Consider the following 18,582-nt stretch of genomic DNA (forward strand, 5'->3'; position numbering starts at 1 on the left):
CGCTGTCCAGAAGAATGTCGCACCCCTGCAATTTCCCGCTTGCGCAGGTCCAGTCCCCCGGCTATTGGCCCAACTCCCGTGGGCGTATAGCTCAGTGGTAGAGCACTGTGTTGACATCGCAGGGGTCGCAAGTTCAATCCTTGCTACGCCCACCATGACAAAGCCCGTCGCCTGTTTTCAGGTGGCGGGCTTTCTCTTTTGTCACAGGCGGAGGACCAGATGATCCCGGTTTGCGAGACGATTTCGAACCAGCGCCTGTTGTTCGTGATGGCGGCGGAGGCGGAATATGGGCCGCAGTTGCGCGCCCGATTCGCGCCGCTGATGACGGGCGTGGGTCCGATCGAGGCGGCACTGGCGACCGGCATAGCGCTGCACGACATGGCGCGGGCGGATGCCCTGCCCGATCTGGTCGTGTGCCTGGGTTCGGCAGGATCGCGCATGTGTGGGCTGGGCGAGGTGGTGCAGGTCGCCAGCGTGTCCTGGCGCGACATGGATGCGTCGCGACTGGGGTTCGTGAAGGGGGTGACGCCCTTCGTCGATCATCCGGTCGATCTGCCGCTGGTGACGCCATTGACGTTGCCGACCGCGCGACTGTCGACCGGTGCCAATATCGTGGGCGGCGATGACTATGCCGCGATCGACGCCGACATGGTGGATATGGAGACTTTCGCGGTGGCCCGCGCCTGCGCCCGTTATGGCGTGCCGCTGATGGGGCTGCGCGGCATTTCCGACGGGCCGGGCGAGCTGGCGCATATCCATGGCTGGACGGCGTTGCTGGGCCTGCTGGACGAACGGCTGGCGGTTGCGGTGGACGGACTGGAGACGGCGCTGCGTTCGCACGCGGGCCGCAACCTATAGCAGGGCGACAATACGCTCGGCAGCTTGTTCGGGCGACATCAGGCCGGTGTCGAGGGTCAGTGACGGCGCTGGCATGGCGGCCATGCAGCGATCGCAATCGGCGCGAATGGTGTGCAGCAGGTCGAGCGAGCGCAACTTGCCAAATGCAGCGCGGCCCGGATCGGCAATCCGCGCGTCCTGCACATCAGCGGCAACGGTTAGCGCGATGAAGCGCATTTCCCCGCCTGCCGCCTCCACCAGCGTTCGCAGGCGCTGCGGGAAATCCGGGGCAACGCTGGGTTCGGGCGCAAAGGTAAAGATCAACGAACGCCCCGCATCAATGGCGGCTACCATCGCCTCTATCCAGAATCGTTCCCGTAGCCGCACAAACTCCGGCGATCCGAACGGAAAGAGGGCCGCGACCGCGTCCACGACCAGATGGTTGTGAAACAGCGCAAGGCCGGTGCGGTCAGCAACGATCCGCGCAATCGTCAGCTTGCCGGCCGCTGCGGGGCCATAGAGAAAGACCAGGGTCGGGGTCGTCTCAATGGCCATCGAACGTCATGACCGCCTGTGCGACGATGCCGTCCGCTTCCAGCGCCGCCATGCCGCCGAGATCGGGCAGGTCGATCGCAAACAGCGCCATCAGGACGCTGGCCCCCTGTTCGCGCAACAATTGCGCCGCGGCCAGCGCCGTGCCGCCAGTGGCGATCAGATCGTCGACCAGCAGCACGCGCGCGCCCTGCGGCACCTGGCCCTCATGCAGTTCCAGCCGGTCGGTGCCATATTCCAGAACATAGTCGATGCCGACGGTCTTGCCGGGCAGCTTGCCCTTCTTGCGCACCGGCACGAAGCCTTTGCCCAGCGCAAGCGCCAGTGCCGCGCCCAGGATGAAGCCCCGCGCCTCGATACCGACGATCAGGTCCGGGTCGAGTGGCCGGGCGATATCGGCCAGCCGTGCGGTCAGGTCGCGCAGCCCTTCCCCGTCGGCCAGCAGCGTCGTGATGTCGCGAAACTGGATGCCCGGCTTGGGAAAGTCGGGGATGGTGCGGATGAGGTCGGTCAGGTCGCTGGTCATGGCGTCCCTATAGAGAAAGGGCGCGGCTTCCTCAAGAAACCGCGCCCTTTGCTATGCTTGTCCTGTCGGACGTGCCGGTCAGGCGGCCTTTTTCTTGTCCGCCCAGATATTCTGGTAGGACATATAGGCCAGGCCCGTGGCGATCAGCAGGAAGATCAGCGTCGCCAGGCCCGCACGGTGGCGGTTTTCCAGCTTGGGTTCGGCGGTCCAGGTCAGGAAGGCCGCGACGTCCTGCGCCATCTGGTCGACCGTCGGCTTCGTGCCGTCGCCATAGGTCACCTGACCGTCCGCCGTCAGCGGCGGCGCCATGGCGAGGTTCAGGTTGGCGAAATAGGGGTTGAAGTGCAGCCCCTCCGGCGTCTTGGCGTCCGGGAATTCCTTGAGAATTTCCATGCCCTTGTCGTTTTTATAGCCTGCCTGACTCGTGTAGCCGGTCAGCAGCGAATAGACATAGGCGCTGCCATGATGGCGAGCCTTGGTCATCAGCGACAGGTCTGGCGGGATCGCGTTGTTGTTCGCCGCCGCCGCCGCGACATTGTTCGCGAAGGGCTTGGGGAAATAATCCGACGGCACAGGTTCGCGCGTGGAGGCTTCACCCGTAGCTGGATCGACCGACGGGGTCTTGATCGCCCACTGCTTGGCGATCGCCTTCACTTCGGCTTCGTTATAGCCAAGCGCTTCGAGATCGCGGAACGCCACGAACTTCAGGCTGTGGCAGGCCGAGCAGACTTCCTTGAATACCTGGAAGCCGCGCTGCAGCTGCTGCTTGTCATAATGACCCAGCGGCCCGTCGAACGAATAGGCCACATGCTTGGGCAACTTGTGGAAAGCCTTTTCCACGGTCGGTACTGGCGGTTCGGAGACATAAGCCACCGCACCGATCAGGAAGGAGATGAACAGCCAGCCTGCAAAGAAGAGGCCGACGAGGAATGCGCCAATGCGAACCATGGTCTTATCTACCCCTTATTCGGCCGGGACCGCGACGGTTGCGCCGTCGGTCTTGCCATATTTTGCCAGCACGGCCTCAGTGATCGAGCCGGGCAGCGGCAGCGGCTTTTCAAAGCGCGAGATCAGCGGAAGGATGATCAGGAAGTGGGCGAAATAATAGGCCGCCGCGACCTGGCTCATCATCACGAACGGCTCTTCTGCCGGCGCGCCGCCCAACCAGCCCAGGATCAGCACGTCGATGACGAGGATCCAGAAGAATTTGTTGAAGGTCGGCCGATATTTGCCCGACCGCACCGGCGAGGTGTCGAGCCAGGGCAGGAAGAAGAGCAGCAGGATCGATGCGAACATCGCCAGCACGCCCAAAAGCTTTGCGGGGACGAAGAAGAAGTCCACGGTGAAGGCGCGCAGGATGGCGTAGAAGGGCCAGAAATACCATTCCGGCACGATGTGCGCGGGGGTCGAGAGCGGGTTCGCCTCGATATAGTTATCCGGGTGGCCCAGGAAGTTGGGGGCGAAGAACAGCAGCGCGCAGAAGGCGATCAGGAACACGCCCGCGCCGAAGCCATCCTTGGCGGTGTAATAAGGGTGGAAGGGTACAGTGTCCTGCGGTCCCTTCACTTCCACGCCGGTCGGGTTCGAGGAGCCCGGAATATGCAGCGCCCAGATGTGCAGGATGATGACACCGGCAATCACGAAGGGCAGCAGGAAGTGGAGCGAGAAGAAGCGGTTGAGCGAGGCGTTGCCGGGGGCAAAACCGCCCAGCAGCCAGGTCTGGATCGGTTCGCCAACCACGGGGATCGCGCCGAACAGGCCGGTGATCACCTTCGCACCCCAGTAGGACATCTGGCCCCAGGGGAGGACATAGCCCATGAAGGCGGTCGCCATCATCAGCAGGAAGATGACGAGGCCGAGCAGCCACACCATTTCGCGGGGCGCCTTGTAGGAGCCGAAATAGAGGCCGCGGAAGATGTGGAGATAGACGACGATGAAGAAGAAGCTGGCGCCGTTGGCGTGGGCGTAGCGCATCAGCCAGCCCGCATTCACGTCGCGCATCGTCTGTTCGACGGTGCTGAACGCGACGAGATCGTTCGCGCCATAATGCATCGCCATGATCACGCCGGTGACGATCTGGATCATCAGCGCCAGACCGGCCAATACGCCGAAGTTCCAGAAATAGTTGAGGTTGCGCGGCACGGGATAGCCCGCACCCACAGCGTTATAGGCGAGACGCGGAAGCGGCAGCTTCTCGTCGATCCACACCATCACCGGATTTTTCGGCGTATATTGCTCAGCCCAGGGAAAGCTCATCGTTTCTTACCTCAGCCTACGAGAATGGCGGTGTCGGAAGTGAAGCTGAACTTCGGCACTTCCAGGTTCTTGGGCGCGGGGCCTTTGCGGATGCGCGCAGCGGTGTCGTAGGACGAACCATGGCATGGGCAGAAATAGCCGCCATATTCGCCCTTATTCTCACCTTCGCCCGCGCCCAGCGGCACGCAGCCCAGATGGGTGCAGACACCCATGGTCACCAGCCACTGCTTCTTGCCGTCGACGGTGCGCTCTTCCAGCGTCTGCGGATCGCGCAGCGTGGAGGCGTCCACCTTGTCGGCTTCGGCGATTTCCTTTTCCGTCAGCTGGCGCACGAAGAGCGGCTGGCTGCGGAAGGTGGTCTTGATCGCCTGACCCGGCTGGATCGCCGAAAGATCGACTTCGGTCGATGCGAGCGCCAGCACGTCGGCGCTGGGGTTCATCTGGTCGATCAACGGCAGGACGACGGCAACAGCGCCGACTCCTGCAAAACTCACCGCAGCGATGTTGATGAAATCGCGACGACGCACCCCATCATCGCCGGATAGACCCGTGCTGTCTGTATGTTCAACGATCGCCATGCACCTTAACCCTTGCAAGAACGTCCCTGATCCCGCCGCAGCGCCGTTGCCGGCACCTTTATGTCAAGGAATTCGGATAGCCATGCGAAATGGCCCCGCCTTCCCCCCGGCGTGGTTCGCGGGCCTGATAACCTCAGTGCGCGCTCTTTGCCAACAGCAAAGTCACGCACCCTATGACAATTTGCCGCGCTGCATTATGGCGCGGGTCATGCGTATAGCCCTTTACCAACCCGAAATAGCGGGCAATGTCGGCGCGATCCTGCGTCTGGCGGCCTGTTTCGCCGTGCCGGTGGACATCATCATGCCGACCGGATTCGCCTTCTCCGACGCCCGCCTCAAGCGCGCCGCCATGGATTATGGCGCGTCGGCCGATGTCACGCGCCACGCCAATTTCGCGGCGTTCGACGCGGAACGGCGGGCGCAGGGCCGCCGTCTGCTGCTGATGAGCGCCCATGCGTCCCAGCGCCTGCCCGACGTCGAATTCCGCGCCGACGATGTGTTGTTGATGGGATCGGAAAGCGCGGGCGTGCCGGTCGATGTGCGCGATATCGCCGATATTCGCATCCGCATCCCCATGGCGGAGGGGTTTCGATCCTTGAACATCGCCGTTTCCACGGGCATCGCCGTCGCCGAAGCCCTGCGCCAGACCGGAAAGTTCCCGCAATGACCCCTGCCCCAATAACCCCAGCTCCCGTGCCAACCGTTCCCTTTGCCCTCGATTCCCGGCAGCAGGCCGCGCGCGCCTGGTTCGAATCGCTGCGCGACCGAATCTGCGCCGCGTTCGAGGCGATCGAGCGGGAGGCGGGCAGCGATGCCAGCTTTGCCTATACCCATTGGGACAGGGAGGCCGAGGGGCAGGCACCGGGCGAAGGCGGCGGCGGCGTTCGCGGCGTGATGAAGGGCAAGATATTCGAGAAGGTCGGGGTCAATGTCTCCACCGTCGGCGGCGAATTTGCCCCCGGATTCGCGCAGACCATCCATGGCGCGGACGAAAATCCCGCCTTCTTCGCCACTGGCATCAGCCTGGTCGCGCATATGGCCAATCCGCATGTCCCCGCCGTGCATATGAATACGCGCTATCTGGTCACGACCAAAAGCTGGTTCGGCGGCGGCGCGGACCTGAACCCGCCCTTGCCGCGCGAGGAAGATACCGACTATTTCCATGATGTGCTGAAAAGCGCCTGCGACGCGCATGACGCGGACCATTATCCGCGCTTCAAGGCCTGGGCGGACGAGTATTTCTACATCCCCCATCGCGGCGTGCATCGCGGGGTCGGCGGGATTTTCTACGATCATCTCGAATGTGCCGACGATGCAGGGTTCGACGCGAATTTCGCCTTTACCCGCGCGGTGGGCGATGCGTTTCTGGACGCCTATCCGCCGATCGTGCGGCGGCGCATGGGCGACGCTTGGAGCGAGGCGGACTATGCACAGATGCTGGAATGGCGCGGTCGCTATGCCGAATTCAATCTGGTGCATGACCGGGGGACGCTGTTCGGCCTCAAGACCGGGGGCAATATCGACGCGATCCTGATGAGCCTGCCGCCGATGGCCAGCTGGAGTTGAAGTCGTGGCGCTGATTCCGGTCGAACCGGGGATGGTGGCGGCGGTCGTCACCCATTTGGAGATGCGGGCGCGTCCCCGCCCCGCGCCGATCCCGCCTGCGCCGCTGCAACTGGTGCGGTGGAAGGCGCCGAAACTCGACACCTATCGCGCACTGTTCCGCCGGGTGGGCGAGCCATGGCTGTGGTTTTCGCGGCTGGTGATGAGCGACGAATCGCTCGCTACGATCATCCATGATCCGATGGTGGAGATTTACGCGGTCACCAATCCGCGCGGGATAGAGGTTGGGCTGTTGGAACTGGATTTCCGGGCGATGCCTGACTGCGAACTGGGCTTTTTCGGGCTGGTGCCGCAATTGAACGGCAAGGGGCATGGCCAATGGCTGATGGCGCAGGCCAAGGCGCTGGCGTGGCGCAAGGGGGTGGAGCGATTCTGGGTCCACACCTGCACGCTCGATAGTCCGGCGGCGCTGGGATTTTACATCAAGGCCGGGTTTGTGCCGACCAGGCGCGAGATCGAGACTTTTGCCGACCCGCGCCTGGCCGGGATTTTACCGCGCGACTGTGCGCCGCATGTGCCGCTGCTGGATCAGGCCGCCGACGCTTGACGATAGAGGCGGGCGATCATGACGAGCATATAGACCTGCAACACCGTCGAGATGGCAGCCCCCGCAACGCTGCCAGCCAGCCGCGCGACATCAGCGCCGCCAATCACACTGCCGAGCAGGCCGAATATCGCCTGCGCCGCCGCGCTGGTGATCGCCGACAAAATGGTGATGATCAGGATGAAGGCCAGCAACCGCCAGAAATGGCCGCGGGTGAGCGCCCAGGCCTGCCGCAATGAGGGCATGACGCCCGAACTGCCATCGATCACCACTGGGTTCAGCAGCATCAGGCGGATACTCGCAAACAGCGCCACCCCGGCGACCGCGAATCCAAGCAGAACGGCGAGCCCCGCCGCCAGCGCCTTCGACACGAGCGACAACAGGACCATCACGATCACGACGGCCAGAACCACCACCATCAGCACGCCGATGACGGCCAAGGCCGTGCCGATCAGCACGGGCAGGCGGTGGAAGCTGAGGCGCAGCGCTTCGCCGACGCTGATGCCAGGACGCAGGGCCAGCGCAAACAAAGTGAGCGACCCGAACCAGACGAGGAGGACCGCCACTATCAGCCCCAGCCAATAGCTGGCCGGAACCGCTGGCATGGTCGATGCGGTGGGCGCAAGTGACCAGGCGGCCAGTTCCGGCGGGGTCATTTCCTGAAGGATCAGGCCCGGCAGCGCCACGAACAGCAGCGCAACGGGAAAAAGCAGCGTGGCTTCGCGGGCGACGAAGGCCACTGCCTCCTCCCATGCCTTGCCGATCGACATCGTCGCCATATCTTGAATTGCCTGCCTGATAGCTGCGTAAAATCGGGTGGAGACTTGATCGCTCGCCCGGCCCAAGTCAAGGAAGCGTCATGAGCCAAACTCCTCCCTTTCCCGCTGACGTCGAATGGCGCGTGGATGCCGCGCCGGTAGCTTACCCGGAGGCGCTGGCAGAGATGGAGGCGCGGGCGGCGGCGATCCATGCGGGTGAAGCGGGCGAGCGGGTCTGGCTGATCGAGCATCCGCCGCTCTACACCGCCGGGACCAGCTCCGATCCCGCAGAACTGATCGACCCGCGCTTTCCCGTGTATGATGCTGGGCGCGGCGGGCGCTATACCTATCATGGGCCGGGACAGCGGATCGGCTATCTCAACATCGACCTGGGCAAACGCGGCAAGGATGTCCGCAATTTCGTCCATCATCTGGAAGGCTGGATGATCGCGGCACTGGGCGATCTGGGCGTTGCCGCGCGGCGGGCGGAAGGGCGGATCGGCATCTGGACCGACGACGCGCAGGGGCGGGAGGCGAAGATCGGCGCGCTGGGCATCCGGGTGCGGCGCTGGGTCACGCTCCATGGCTTTTCGATCAATGTCGATCCTGACCTCACCCATTTTACCGGCATCGTGCCGTGCGGGATCAGCGAATATCCGGTCACCAGCATCGCGGCGCTGGGCGGCACGGCCTCCATGGCCGCGCTGGACGGTGCGCTGCACGCGCATTTCCCTGCTTTTCTCAATCGCTTGGGTCGATGCGGCACGGGGGTTGAGCAATGTGGAACGGACCGCTAGGGTCTGGCCTTTCGCCGGGCGGAGGCTGCCGGGCCTGAAGGAGACCCGGATGCGCCGCAACGCAATGACCGTAGCTTTCGCCATGCTGTTCGCGCTTGCCGCCTGTGGCAGTGCCGACAAGGGCGGCAACAAGGTCGAGATGAAGGATATGGAAGTGGTGGATGGCACCGCGACCGACGCCATGACCGATCTGGACGGGGTGCAGAGCGAAGGCACGGCGGTCGCGCTGCCGAGCGGCAATGCCGCCGACAATGCGGGCGCTGCGGTGGTCAAGCCCGCTGCCGAAAAGGCGCAGGGTGAGGATGCCGAGGTTCTGGCCGATCAGTAACGGTTCAGGTCTGATAGAGTTGATTGAGAGAATATGAGGGGGACATATACCGTCCCGTTGGAGAGTATCGTTTCATGAGCTTCCGTTCCCCGTTGCGCCCTATCCTTGCGGGTATGGCGCTGGCCATCGCGCCAATGATGGCGCAGCCTGCCGCCGCACAATTTTTCTGGTCGCCGCCCGACCTGTCCGCCCCGCCGCTGACCGATGCGGCCGCCGCGACGGCGATGGGCCTACCAGGCGCCAATGCCGCCGAAATCAAGGCCGGGCTGGTGTGGAATCTGCGCGCCGCGCTCAATATCGCCGCGCTGCAATGCCAGTTCGAGCCGACCCTGCTGGCGATCAGCAATTATAACGCGATGATCGCCCATCATGATGCGGAGCTTGATTCGGCGCAAACGGTGCTGCTGGGCTATTTCCAGCGCACCGTGGGCAAGGGACGGCCGGGGCAGGCCGCGTCCGACCAATATGGCACGCGCATCTATTCGGGTTATTCGACGGTGCAGGCGCAAAAGGGCTTTTGCCAGGCGGCCACGGTCGTCGGGCGGCAGGCGATCTTCGCCGATCGCGGCACGCTGCACGAAGTGGCGCGCAACGGCCTTGCCTCGATCAAAAAGTCGCTCGTGGTCGCTGGCGAGCAATATTATGGATCGCCGGGCTATGACTATCGGGTCGCTATGCCCTCCTTCTCTCCCCAATGCTGGAAGAAGGGCGTCCTGTTGCCCGCTTGCCAGCAGCAATGGAATGCGCAGACTGGCGTGACGCAGCCTTAGAGCGGCGTTACCGCAGGCCCAGATATTTATGGGCCTGCACCGTCAGGCGCCATCGCGGGCGGTCCATGACCAGCGCGATCGCGGCGCGGGCATTGTCCTGCGCATGGGGGTCATCGAGCGGCTGGAGCAGATGATGGGCAAAGGCCCATTGCTCCATTGCCGCGACGTCGGCGAGCGAGTGACCGTCGCCGGGCTGGGGCCAGACCAGCTTCAACTCATGGCCTTCGCGCTGCACGACCTGGCTGCCCGCCTTGGGGCTGATGCAGATCCAGTCGATTCCGGGATGGACCGGCAGCGTGCCGTTGCTTTCGATCGCGATGGTGAAGCCGCGGGCGTGGAGCGCATCGACCAGCGCATCGTCGACCTGCAACATCGGCTCTCCGCCGGTCAGGACGATATAGCGGCCCGGCTCACCCTCGCCCCAGAAGGCCAGCGCAGCATCCGCGAGCGCGTCGGCATCGGCGAATTTGCCGCCGCCATCGCCATCTGTCCCGACGAAATCAGTGTCGCAAAAGCTGCAGATCGCCTGCGCCCGGTCCTGTTCGCGCCCGCTCCACAGGTTGCAGCCGGCAAAGCGCAGGAATACGGCGCGCCGCCCAGCCTGCACCCCTTCTCCCTGAAGGGTCAGGAACATTTCCTTGACGGCATAGCTCATCGTCGGCCGCCGTTCAGGGCCGAGTGGCGTAGATGGTGGGGTCGGGCAGGCCCGCTTCCTCAAACCCCTTCGACCGCAGGCGGCAGCTGTCGCACAGGCCGCAATGCTTGCCGTCGGGGGTTGGGTCATAGCAGGACCAGCTAACCCCGGCATCCAGCCCCAGCCGATGCGCCTCCCGCACAATGTCCGCCTTGCTCATATGTTGCAGCGGGGCGTTGATGCGAATCGGGTGACCCTCCACCCCCGCCTTGGTGGCGAGGGCAGCCATGGTCTGGAAGGCGTCGATAAATTCGGGGCGGCAATCGGGATAGCCCGAATAATCGAGCGCGTTGACGCCGATGAAAATGTCCCTGGCCCCCGCCACTTCGGCCAACCCCAGCGTCAGCGACAGGAAGATGGTGTTGCGGGCGGGCACATAGGTGACGGGAATATCGTCGCCCACCCCACCCTTCGGCACGGCGATATCGGCGGTCAGCGCCGATCCGCCAAAGGCGGTCAGGTCGAGCGGAAGGACGATATGGCGCATGGCATTAAGCGCCTGCGCCACCCGCCCGGCCGCGCGCAGTTCGACGCGATGACGCTGGTTATAGTCGATCGACAGGGCCAGCAGATGATAGCCAGCCTCACGCGCCAGACCGCCCGCGACCATCGAATCAAGGCCGCCCGATAGCAGGACGACGGCGAATTTTCCTTCATTGGCACCCATGGCCCCGCGCTACCGCCCGCGACGCGCCAGTGCAAGCATGGTGCGCTTATTGGCAGGCACCTATGCGCCGGGCTTCCATCGCAAAGGCAAAGGGCGCGCCATCGGCAATCCCCTGCGAATTGATCTGGACCAGCCGGGGGGTTTCGACGCGCAGGTCAGTGCGGCCATTGCCCGCCGCCGCGCAATCATAAGTGACGGTCGCCATGGTGGCGGCGTCGCTGACGACGAAGCTGCGGCACAGCGTGCGGCCATGGCGAATCTGGAGCAACTGGCGCAGGTCGGTGACGCACAGCTTGCGTATTTCCCCGCCATCGCCGCGTTCGTGCAATTCCCATTGCCCGGTTTGCAGCGGGCGCAGGGCCGCGAGCGTCGGGACATGCGCTGCCCCGGCCCAACTCGCCATCATCATCGCTGCCGCGACGGCCAGCGTCCGCAGTCCGTTACTTGCCATGATCCTAACCTGTGTCCCGCCATGGGTCGCGCGCCGGGTGAGCCGCAATCCAGTCACCCGACGCATGACGCGCAATTACGGCATTTTGATAGCGCGAACGGACGGCCTTGCCCAAATTACAAATATCGTTAGCGAAATGATTGCGCTCAATGGGTCGTGAAACTGTCGAGCGCCAGCGGGAAGATGCGCGAGCAAAAGGCGCAATCGACGCCGATAATGCCGTCGCTGTCCGCCATGTCGATCCGCTCCTCCGCCGGGAAGCGGCCGATGACATCACGAATATGGGCGATATCGCAGCGGCACCCCTTGGCCAGTGGCGACGGATCAGTAACGCGCACTTCCGGTTCCTCATGGAACAGGCGCCAGACGATGTCGGTCAGCGGCAGCGTCTCATCGGTCAGTTCCGCCTTGCCCAGCGTGATGCCCAGCGCCTGGATATGCTCCCATTCCGGGTGATCGTGGCGGACATGCAGCCGCTCCCGCCCTACTTCGCCTTCGGGCAGATGCTGGATCAGCATTCCCCCGGCAATGCAGCCCTGCCCGGCATCATGACGGGTGCCCATGCGGATGATGCTGGGGATTTGTTCGGACTGGAAGAAATATTGCTCCGCCGCATCGGCCAGCGTTTCGCCATCCAGCGGGACGATGCCCTGATAGCGTTCGCCGGTGACGGACTGGTCGAAGGTTATCGCCAGATAGCCCTTGCCGAACAGGCCGAACAGCGTGGGATCAGGACCAAGCTCGGCCAGCCGGTCGGCATCGAACTTGGCATAGCCGCGCAGCTCGCCATTTTTATAGTCCGCGACCAGCAGCCGGACGACACCATTTTCGGTCTGCGCCTGCAGCGTCAGCTGGCCGCCCGCCTGTTTGAGCGTGCTGCCCAGCAGCGCCGCCAGCACCAGCGCGGACGCCAGCAACCGCTCGATCGGCGGGGGGTAAGCGTGGGCGGCCAATACCTGATCCAGCACCGGACCCAGCCGCACGATTCGCCCGCGCGCATGACGCGACGGGATGGTGAAGCCGATGGCGTGGTCGATAGGGGGAGGCATCGTCACTAAGCTGCTTTCTCCCCTCCCGATTGCGAGAGGGTGATTTGGGAACGATCAAGCCCCCGGCTTCATCTGAACAGCGCGGGGCGCTGTTCACCCAAATCGGGGGAGGGTCTGTCAATCAACGGGACGGACATGCCCTCCCCTAACCCCTCCCGCAAGCGGGAGGGGGATTTTTGGATATAGGGCGGCTCTAAAGCTTTCCAAGCGCCCAGAGCAGGACCGACTTCTGGCCATGGATGCGGTTTTCGGCCTCGTCCCAGATCAGTGACTGGGGACCGTCGATAACCTCGGCGACGACCTCCTCGCCACGATGGGCGGGCAAGCAGTGGAGGAATTTGGCCTGTGGCCTGGCCGCGGCCATCAGCGCGGGCGTGACCTGATAGGGCATCATCGCCGCCAGTTTTTCTTCCGCATGGGACTGGCCCATCGAAATCCAGGTGTCGGTGACGACGACGTCGGCGCCCGCCACCGCGGCGACCGGATCGCGGGTCAGGGTAATGCGTGCGCCCCGTTTTTCCGCCGCAGCCGCGAAGGCGGGGTCGGGATCATAGCCCTGCGGCACGCCGATGCGGACGTCGAACTTCAACAGGCCCGCCGCCTCGATGATCGAATGGAGGACGTTGTTGCCATCGCCCAGCCAAGCCCATTGGCTGCCGGGAAGCGCCAGCCCATGTTCCACCACGGTCAACAGGTCCGCGACGATCTGGCAGGGATGCGACAGGTCGGTCAGGCCGTTGATGACCGGAACGGTGGCGTAATGGGCCATCTCCTCGATCTTGGCATGATCGTCGGTGCGGATCATGATCGCGTCGCACATGCGGCTCAGCACGCGGGCGGTGTCCGCCACCGTCTCGCCCCGGCCCAGCTGGCTGGTCGCGCCGTCGAGGATCAGTGAGGTGCCGCCGAGCTGGCGGATCGCCATGTCGAAGGAGACGCGGGTGCGGGTCGAGTTTTTCTCGAAGATCATCGCCAGCGTGTGACCCGCGAGTGGCGCGTCAGCGTCGACGCGGCCCTTGGGCCAGCTGGCCCGTGCAGCCTTGCGGTCGATGGCGTCGGCAATCATCGCGGCGATGGCGTCACCGCCTGCGTCGGACAGGTTCAGGAAATGTCTGGTCATTGGAAGTTTTCTCCGCTTCCAACCACCGTTCGTCCTGAGTAGCCATTGAGCGAAGTCGAAATGGCGTATCGAAGGATGCTTCGATACTTAAACAGGTGAACATGCCCCCGGCATGTTCAGGACCATCCGGGGGATGGTCCGACCTGTTTAACTTCGACAAGCTCAGCCCCTACTCAGCACGAACGGGGTGAATATAAGTTCAGGCCGCCTGGGCCTCCGCATAGCTGCGCGCGCCGGCGGACAGCTTTTCGATACATTCGGCGATATGGCTTTCGTCAATCACCAGCGGCGGCAGGATTCGGACGACATTCTGCCCCGCCGACACGGTCAGCAGGCCATGATGGTCGCGCAGATGAGCGACGAAGCTGCGCGCCTCGACATTGTCGTTGAGCTTCACGCCCAGCATCAGCCCCATGCCGCGCACGTCCTGGAACAGGCCGTCATGGTTGGGGATCAGCTGTTCCAGCGCAGCGCGCAGGCGCGCGCCGATCGCCTTCACATGATCCATGAACCCGTCGGACATGACTTCTTCCAGCACGGCCAGACCCGCCGCCATGGCGAGCGGATTGCCGCCATAGGTGGTGCCATGGGTGCCGAACACCATGCCCTTGGCCGCTTCCTCGGTCGCCAGGCACGCACCCAGCGGGAAGCCTGCGCCAATGCCCTTGGCGACGGCCATGATATCGGGCGTGATGCCAAATTGTTCATGCGCAAAGAAGGTGCCGGTACGGGCATAGCCGCACTGGACCTCATCGAGGATGAGCAGCAGGCCATGCTCGTCGCACGCCTTGCGCAGACCGGTCAGGAATGCGTGGGTGGCGGGTGTCACGCCGCCTTCGCCCTGCACCGGCTCCAGCAGGAAACCGGCGGTGTTGTCGTCGATCGCGGCCAGCGCGGCGTCGAGATCGTTGAACGGCACCACGGTAAATCCGGGCAGCAACGGTTCGAACCCGTCACGCATCTTGGGCTGGCTGGTGGCCGAAATCGTCCCCAGCGTCCGCCCGTGAAAGGCGTTGTCGAAGCTGATGATCTTGTGCCGGTGCGGCTGCCCATTCACATAATGATAGCGGCGCGCGGTCTTGATCGCGCACTCTACCGCTTCGGCGCCCGAATTGGTGAAGAACACGGTGTCGGCAAAGGTCGTGTCGACCAGCTTTTGCGCGAATTTTTCGCCCAGCGGCATTCCGTAGAGGTTGGACACATGCATCAGGGTCGCTGCCTGATCGGCAATCGCCTTCACCAGCTTGGGATGGCCATGACCCAGCAGGTTCACCGCGATACCGCTGGCAAAGTCGAGATAGCGCTCACCGCGCTCGCCGATCAGATGGCACCCCTCGCCTCGCACCGGACGAACATCGCACCGGGGGTAAACGGGCATGAGCGGCGTAATCGACATGAGCCTTCCCTTTCTGGGCTTGATGCGCGTCCTTGCACGAAGGACTGGTGGTACAACGCAAAAAGGCGGCCCCCGCCGGGCCGCCCTTTGCGAGCATCGCCTATACAGACGCCATGTTGGGGGTGCAACCCCGCAACACAGGCCATTCGGGTAGCTGTGGCCTTACCCGATCTGGTTCCAGGCGTCGGCGATTTCCGCGACCAGTTCGCGCGCCTGATCGACGGGCTCTGCCGACCGTTCCTTGGCCCCTACCAGCAGCAGGCGGCGCGCTTCGCGATAGATTTGCGCGAGGCCCACGGAAATGTCGCCGCCCTTGTCGAAGTCGAGGCTCGATTCGAGCGCGAAGAGGATCGACATGGCGCGCGCCTGCTTGTCGGACACTTTCATCCGGTCGCCCTGGCGTTCGGCCAGCGCCGCCGCGTCCATCGCGATCAGCAGTTCGTCGAAGAGGATCTTGACCAGTGCATGCGGGGTCGCGCCTTCGGTCCGGCTGCCCGAATGGACCGCCGCATAGCGCCGTGCCGCCGTGTTGCCTGCATAACCCTGATTGTAGAACATCGTCTTGGCGTCCCCGATTAATTGTCGCTGTTGTTCCAGATTTCAATCTGCTGATCGAGATAGCTCTGCGTCGCCTTGAGTGCGGTGAGCCGCGTTTCCATCTTGGAATAGACGCTGGTCAGCTGCGCTTCGTAGCTCGCCATTTGCGTGTCGAGCTTTTCCAGCTGCTGCGTCAGCGTTTCGGCCAAAGCCTTATATTTGGCCTGGGACTGCACAAATGCGCCATCCTTGAGCTGGATCTTGTCTCTGACACTGTCCATCAGCCCTGCCAGACCCGGATTGGTCGCCGACGCGACCGTGGGGTTCAGCAATTGCGTAATCGCGGAAGGATCGGCCGCGATGGCCTTGTCCAGCGTGTCGGTATCAAGCTTGAGCGTGCCGTCGCGATTGGTGGCCACGCCAATGTCGGACAGCGTCTTGTAGGTGCCGGTGGCGGACAGCGCGGTGGAGGTCATTGCCGAGAGCTGGCGGCGCATGTCGCGGATCGACGCTTCGCCGTTCAACACACCTGCGGACGAGGAGTCTGCTCCGGTGGCCGTTGCCGTGTTCAGCGCCTTGACCAGCGTATTATAGGCATCGACAAATTCGACCATCAGGTCGCGCATCGACGTGGTCGGCTCGGTCGTCGCCAGCGTGACGGTGGTACCAGGCGCGGCCTTGTTGAGGTCGATCCGCAGACTGGCGATCGCGGTGTCGATGGTGTTGGTGGCATAATGCTGCTCCACACCATCAAGCTTGATGATCGCATTTTGCGGGCTGGCCTTCGACACCATGGTCGCGCTGTCGGTGCCAGCCCAGGCGAAGGCGGCAAGATCGACGCCGCTGACCGATGTCAGCGAGAAATCATTGGCAGCGCCGGTCGCGCCTTTCATCACCAGCCGCGTCCCCTGCACATCGGTGACGACCGATGCGGTGACGCCCAGCCCCGATGCGTTGATGGCAGCGGCAAGGCCGGTATAGCTGTTGTTGGAGGCCGTGATGGTGATGGCGGCGGTCGAACCGCCAACCGTCAGGGTCAATTCACCCTCTCCGACCGTGCTGGCCGCCGTCGCGCCCGACACCGGGGTCGAGGCCAGGGTGCGGGCGGACGCGAGTTGCTGCACTTCCAGCTGCGCGGGCAATCCCTTGGGCACGCCGCCGGGCAGAAGGCTGACCGAGGCGATGCTGGTGTCGTTGGACGCAGGCGTGCCCGCATAGCCGGTGCCGGACAAGAGGGTGGTCAGCGCATCGGCAAAAGTATCAAGCGAGCTGGAGGCCGACGCCAGCGCGGAAATCCGCGCGCTGTTCAGGCTCTGGCGATCGGTGATCACCTTTTCCTTGGGATCGCGCGTGGCGGCAACCAGGCTGGAAACGAGCGACTTGGTGTCGATGCCCGATCCGATGCCAAGCGCGGTAGTGATACTGGAGGTGACCGATGCCATTGCGCCGTCCTTTCAGAGGAAAGAACGGCGCTAGCGGCAAGACCTTTAGGAATGATTTTCGCGGGATGACCCGCGCGGATTATCCGTTGGCGGAGGCGAGCAACTGGTCAACCGTGCCACGACCGGGCGAACCCTGGGCGAGATGGGCATAGGCGGCCTTTTCGACCATGCGCCGGGCGATGACGGCGGCATGTTCGACCGCTTCCTTGCTGGCAGGCGGCAGAGGCACCAGGATGATCGGCACCGGCATCATCGCCTGGATGGCGCCGGCGGCGGCTTCGACGCTGGGCGGATTGGTGGCCGATCGCAGGTCGGCCAATATGTCGGCAATTTCGACATGGACCTTGGCATATTCGGCAGCGCTGGCGACATCTTCGTCGATCGACGCACGGTCGATCTGCGGCGCGGCGCTACGCGCGCCGGGCGCTTCGCGATCCGATCGACCCGACGATGCAGGCGGGACGGCCTGCACCGTGGACAGCGCACGCGATGCGGCCCTGTCTATCGGCGATACTTCGCTGCGTGAACCATAGTCGCTCATGACGCACCATCATAATGCGTCCCCATGAAGAGATTACGGACAAAAGCGGCTAAACTTTAGTTCACCAAGTCGGTTTTTTTGCGCGCGCGACAGATGGAGCGCGAGGAGGATGGGGATAAGGCCCGGTCCCGGCACGCCGACCATGCCCGCGACGATCTGAAGCAGGGGCAGGAAAAAGGCGAGCAAAGGACCGATCAGCCCCTGCCCCGCGGCCAGCGCCAGCACCGCCATGGTGGCAAGCGCCAGCGTGTCATAGGAGAGCATATAGGGAGTGGCCGAGACGGCGCAGGCGAGGAACAGGAGATTGGCGCGCAGGTCGTCGGGCGCGGGGCGCTGACGGAAGCGGTGCCAGACCAGCAGGGCGGCGATCAGCGCTAGCGCCATCTGGAGCGCAGTGGCGACGGGGACGGGGACGCCGATAACGCGCAGGTTCATGAACAGAGTGGGCATGAACGGCCCGGCGAGATGATCGGGATCGCTCAGCACCAGCGACTGGTTGGCGATCCCGGCGGAGACGTAGACCTGCCAGATGTCGATGCCCCAGATCAGCGCGACCAGCGCCGCCAGCGTCAGGCTGGACAGGGTGGCCGACGGGTCCACAGGCGTAACGCGACAGTGAAGCCGACAATGCCGCACAAAGTCCACAGCAGGAGCGCGGGAAGATAGGGGAGCAGGCCGAAGGGCGCGGCGATGAGCAGCGCAACCGGAGGATAGGACCAGAGCTGGCCTGGATAGCCAGCGCCGACCACAGGGTCGAGCGCGACGAGATAGGTCGGGACGAAGATCAGCAGCATCAGGCCAGCGCCGATCCACAGCAGGCGGAGCCTGTCCATGACGGTCATTATCTTTTCTTGCCGTCGGCGTCGAAACGCAGGTCATCGGGGACGGTGATGAACGGGCGGTCCATCTCGCTTGCCATGCGGTTTTCGACCCGGAATACGAAGGCCAGCACGGTCGCAACCGCCATATAGAGGCCTTCATTGACGATCTGTCCGGCGCGCGAGGTAAAATAGATGGCGCGGGCGAGTTCGGGATATTGCAGGACGGTCACGCCGTTCTGGTCGGCCAGTTCGCGAATGGCGGCGGCGATCGCGTCGATGCCGCGCGCGACCACGA

General features: G+C 63.9%; 25 protein-coding genes and 1 tRNA gene. 8 read left to right on the forward strand and 18 right to left on the reverse strand.

The window, feature by feature from the left end; genetic code table 11:
- Positions 1 to 80: 80 nt before the first annotated feature.
- Together ACODR8_RS13640 and ACODR8_RS13645 are read left to right on the forward strand one after the other, a co-directional pair.
- Positions 81 to 155, forward strand: a tRNA-Val gene (locus ACODR8_RS13640).
- Between the two features lie 64 nt (positions 156 to 219).
- The gene (locus ACODR8_RS13645) at positions 220 to 858 is read left to right on the forward strand and encodes a 5'-methylthioadenosine/S-adenosylhomocysteine nucleosidase (RefSeq protein WP_489007749.1); all 639 of its coding nucleotides are present in this window, start codon (positions 220 to 222) and stop codon (positions 856 to 858) included.
- Here ACODR8_RS13645 and ACODR8_RS13650 read toward each other — a convergent pair.
- From ACODR8_RS13650 to petA, 5 genes are all read right to left on the reverse strand, one after another.
- Positions 853 to 1,392, reverse strand: a complete 540-nt coding sequence (locus ACODR8_RS13650) for a P-loop nucleotide/nucleoside kinase family protein (protein WP_489007750.1) — start codon at positions 1,390 to 1,392, stop codon at positions 853 to 855. The two genes, ACODR8_RS13645 and ACODR8_RS13650, sit on opposite strands and share 6 nt — an antisense overlap.
- Positions 1,382 to 1,915 (reverse strand): adenine phosphoribosyltransferase, encoded by a 534-nt coding sequence (locus ACODR8_RS13655; protein WP_489007751.1) that lies wholly within the window; start codon positions 1,913 to 1,915, stop codon positions 1,382 to 1,384. The genes ACODR8_RS13650 and ACODR8_RS13655 overlap by 11 nt, the downstream gene beginning before the upstream one ends.
- 78 nt (positions 1,916 to 1,993) lie before the next feature.
- The gene (locus ACODR8_RS13660) at positions 1,994 to 2,863 is read right to left on the reverse strand and encodes a cytochrome c1 (RefSeq protein ID WP_489007752.1); all 870 of its coding nucleotides are present in this window, start codon (positions 2,861 to 2,863) and stop codon (positions 1,994 to 1,996) included.
- A 15-nt stretch (positions 2,864 to 2,878) separates the two neighbouring features.
- Complete coding sequence (locus tag ACODR8_RS13665; RefSeq protein ID WP_119749072.1) at positions 2,879 to 4,171, reverse strand: cytochrome b; 1,293 nt, start codon at positions 4,169 to 4,171, stop codon at positions 2,879 to 2,881.
- Between the two features lie 11 nt (positions 4,172 to 4,182).
- A complete protein-coding gene (petA, locus tag ACODR8_RS13670; protein WP_006957600.1) occupies positions 4,183 to 4,749 on the reverse strand; it encodes a ubiquinol-cytochrome c reductase iron-sulfur subunit in 567 nt (188 codons plus the stop codon).
- Positions 4,750 to 4,945: 196 nt separating this feature from the next.
- On the opposite strand from petA, the gene ACODR8_RS13675 reads away from it, so the two are divergent.
- The 3 genes from ACODR8_RS13675 to ACODR8_RS13685 are packed head-to-tail and all read left to right on the forward strand — an operon-like array spanning position 4,946 to position 6,919.
- On the forward strand, positions 4,946 to 5,416 hold the full coding sequence (locus tag ACODR8_RS13675; protein ID WP_489007771.1) for a tRNA (cytidine(34)-2'-O)-methyltransferase: 471 nt from the start codon (positions 4,946 to 4,948) through the stop codon (positions 5,414 to 5,416).
- Complete coding sequence (hemF, locus tag ACODR8_RS13680; RefSeq protein WP_489007753.1) at positions 5,413 to 6,315, forward strand: oxygen-dependent coproporphyrinogen oxidase; 903 nt, start codon at positions 5,413 to 5,415, stop codon at positions 6,313 to 6,315. Before ACODR8_RS13675 ends, hemF begins: the two co-directional genes overlap by 4 nt.
- A gap of 4 nt (positions 6,316 to 6,319) precedes the next feature.
- Positions 6,320 to 6,919: a GNAT family N-acetyltransferase gene (locus ACODR8_RS13685; RefSeq protein WP_489007754.1), complete on the forward strand. Its 600-nt coding sequence runs from the start codon at positions 6,320 to 6,322 to the stop codon at positions 6,917 to 6,919.
- On the opposite strand, the gene ACODR8_RS13690 is transcribed toward ACODR8_RS13685, so the two are convergent.
- A complete protein-coding gene (locus ACODR8_RS13690) occupies positions 6,901 to 7,695 on the reverse strand; it encodes a DUF7847 domain-containing protein (RefSeq protein WP_489007755.1) in 795 nt (264 codons plus the stop codon). The genes ACODR8_RS13685 and ACODR8_RS13690 overlap by 19 nt on opposite strands.
- An 80-nt stretch (positions 7,696 to 7,775) precedes the next feature.
- Here ACODR8_RS13690 and lipB point away from each other — a divergent pair, with 80 nt between their 5' ends.
- The 3 genes from lipB to ACODR8_RS13705 all read left to right on the forward strand — a co-directional run bounded on the left by lipB (position 7,776) and on the right by ACODR8_RS13705 (position 9,569).
- Positions 7,776 to 8,471 carry a lipoyl(octanoyl) transferase LipB gene (lipB, locus tag ACODR8_RS13695; protein ID WP_489007756.1) on the forward strand — a complete coding sequence of 232 codons (696 nt, stop codon included), beginning with the start codon at positions 7,776 to 7,778 and terminating at the stop codon, positions 8,469 to 8,471.
- A 49-nt stretch (positions 8,472 to 8,520) separates the two neighbouring features.
- Entirely contained in the window at positions 8,521 to 8,799 is a 279-nt protein-coding gene (locus tag ACODR8_RS13700) for a hypothetical protein (RefSeq protein WP_489007757.1), read from the forward strand.
- A gap of 74 nt (positions 8,800 to 8,873) precedes the next feature.
- Positions 8,874 to 9,569: a hypothetical protein gene (locus tag ACODR8_RS13705; RefSeq protein WP_489007758.1), complete on the forward strand. Its 696-nt coding sequence runs from the start codon at positions 8,874 to 8,876 to the stop codon at positions 9,567 to 9,569.
- Between the two features lie 7 nt (positions 9,570 to 9,576).
- On the opposite strand, the gene queE is transcribed toward ACODR8_RS13705, so the two are convergent.
- The 12 genes from queE to ACODR8_RS13765 all read right to left on the reverse strand — a co-directional run.
- Complete coding sequence (gene queE / locus ACODR8_RS13710) at positions 9,577 to 10,224, reverse strand: 7-carboxy-7-deazaguanine synthase (RefSeq protein WP_489007759.1); 648 nt, start codon at positions 10,222 to 10,224, stop codon at positions 9,577 to 9,579.
- A 13-nt stretch (positions 10,225 to 10,237) separates the two neighbouring features.
- Positions 10,238 to 10,930: a 7-cyano-7-deazaguanine synthase QueC gene (queC, locus tag ACODR8_RS13715; protein ID WP_489007760.1), complete on the reverse strand. Its 693-nt coding sequence runs from the start codon at positions 10,928 to 10,930 to the stop codon at positions 10,238 to 10,240.
- A 46-nt stretch (positions 10,931 to 10,976) separates the two neighbouring features.
- Entirely contained in the window at positions 10,977 to 11,381 is a 405-nt protein-coding gene (locus ACODR8_RS13720; RefSeq protein WP_489007761.1) for a DUF3617 domain-containing protein, read from the reverse strand.
- A 146-nt stretch (positions 11,382 to 11,527) separates the two neighbouring features.
- Positions 11,528 to 12,430, reverse strand: a complete 903-nt coding sequence (hslO, locus tag ACODR8_RS13725; protein ID WP_489007772.1) for an Hsp33 family molecular chaperone HslO — start codon at positions 12,428 to 12,430, stop codon at positions 11,528 to 11,530.
- A gap of 193 nt (positions 12,431 to 12,623) precedes the next feature.
- Positions 12,624 to 13,550 carry an ornithine carbamoyltransferase gene (argF, locus tag ACODR8_RS13730; RefSeq protein ID WP_489007762.1) on the reverse strand — a complete coding sequence of 309 codons (927 nt, stop codon included), beginning with the start codon at positions 13,548 to 13,550 and terminating at the stop codon, positions 12,624 to 12,626.
- A 199-nt stretch (positions 13,551 to 13,749) separates the two neighbouring features.
- Complete coding sequence (locus ACODR8_RS13735; protein WP_489007763.1) at positions 13,750 to 14,946, reverse strand: aspartate aminotransferase family protein; 1,197 nt, start codon at positions 14,944 to 14,946, stop codon at positions 13,750 to 13,752.
- A gap of 162 nt (positions 14,947 to 15,108) precedes the next feature.
- On the reverse strand, positions 15,109 to 15,504 hold the full coding sequence (locus ACODR8_RS13740; protein WP_489007764.1) for a flagellar export chaperone FliS: 396 nt from the start codon (positions 15,502 to 15,504) through the stop codon (positions 15,109 to 15,111).
- A 17-nt stretch (positions 15,505 to 15,521) separates the two neighbouring features.
- Positions 15,522 to 16,925: a flagellar filament capping protein FliD gene (gene fliD / locus ACODR8_RS13745; protein WP_489007765.1), complete on the reverse strand. Its 1,404-nt coding sequence runs from the start codon at positions 16,923 to 16,925 to the stop codon at positions 15,522 to 15,524.
- Positions 16,926 to 17,004: 79 nt separating this feature from the next.
- A complete protein-coding gene (locus ACODR8_RS13750) occupies positions 17,005 to 17,466 on the reverse strand; it encodes a hypothetical protein (RefSeq protein ID WP_489007766.1) in 462 nt (153 codons plus the stop codon).
- Positions 17,467 to 17,499: 33 nt separating this feature from the next.
- Entirely contained in the window at positions 17,500 to 18,066 is a 567-nt protein-coding gene (locus ACODR8_RS13755) for a glycosyltransferase 87 family protein (protein WP_489007767.1), read from the reverse strand.
- A complete protein-coding gene (locus ACODR8_RS13760) occupies positions 18,036 to 18,299 on the reverse strand; it encodes a glycosyltransferase 87 family protein (protein ID WP_489007768.1) in 264 nt (87 codons plus the stop codon). Before ACODR8_RS13760 ends, ACODR8_RS13755 begins: the two co-directional genes overlap by 31 nt.
- Positions 18,300 to 18,307: 8 nt before the next feature.
- A partial coding sequence (locus ACODR8_RS13765) for an EscU/YscU/HrcU family type III secretion system export apparatus switch protein (protein WP_489007769.1) occupies positions 18,308 to 18,582 on the reverse strand: 275 nt, incomplete at its 5' end.

This window comes from Sphingobium sp. FG58, assembly GCF_057809055.1.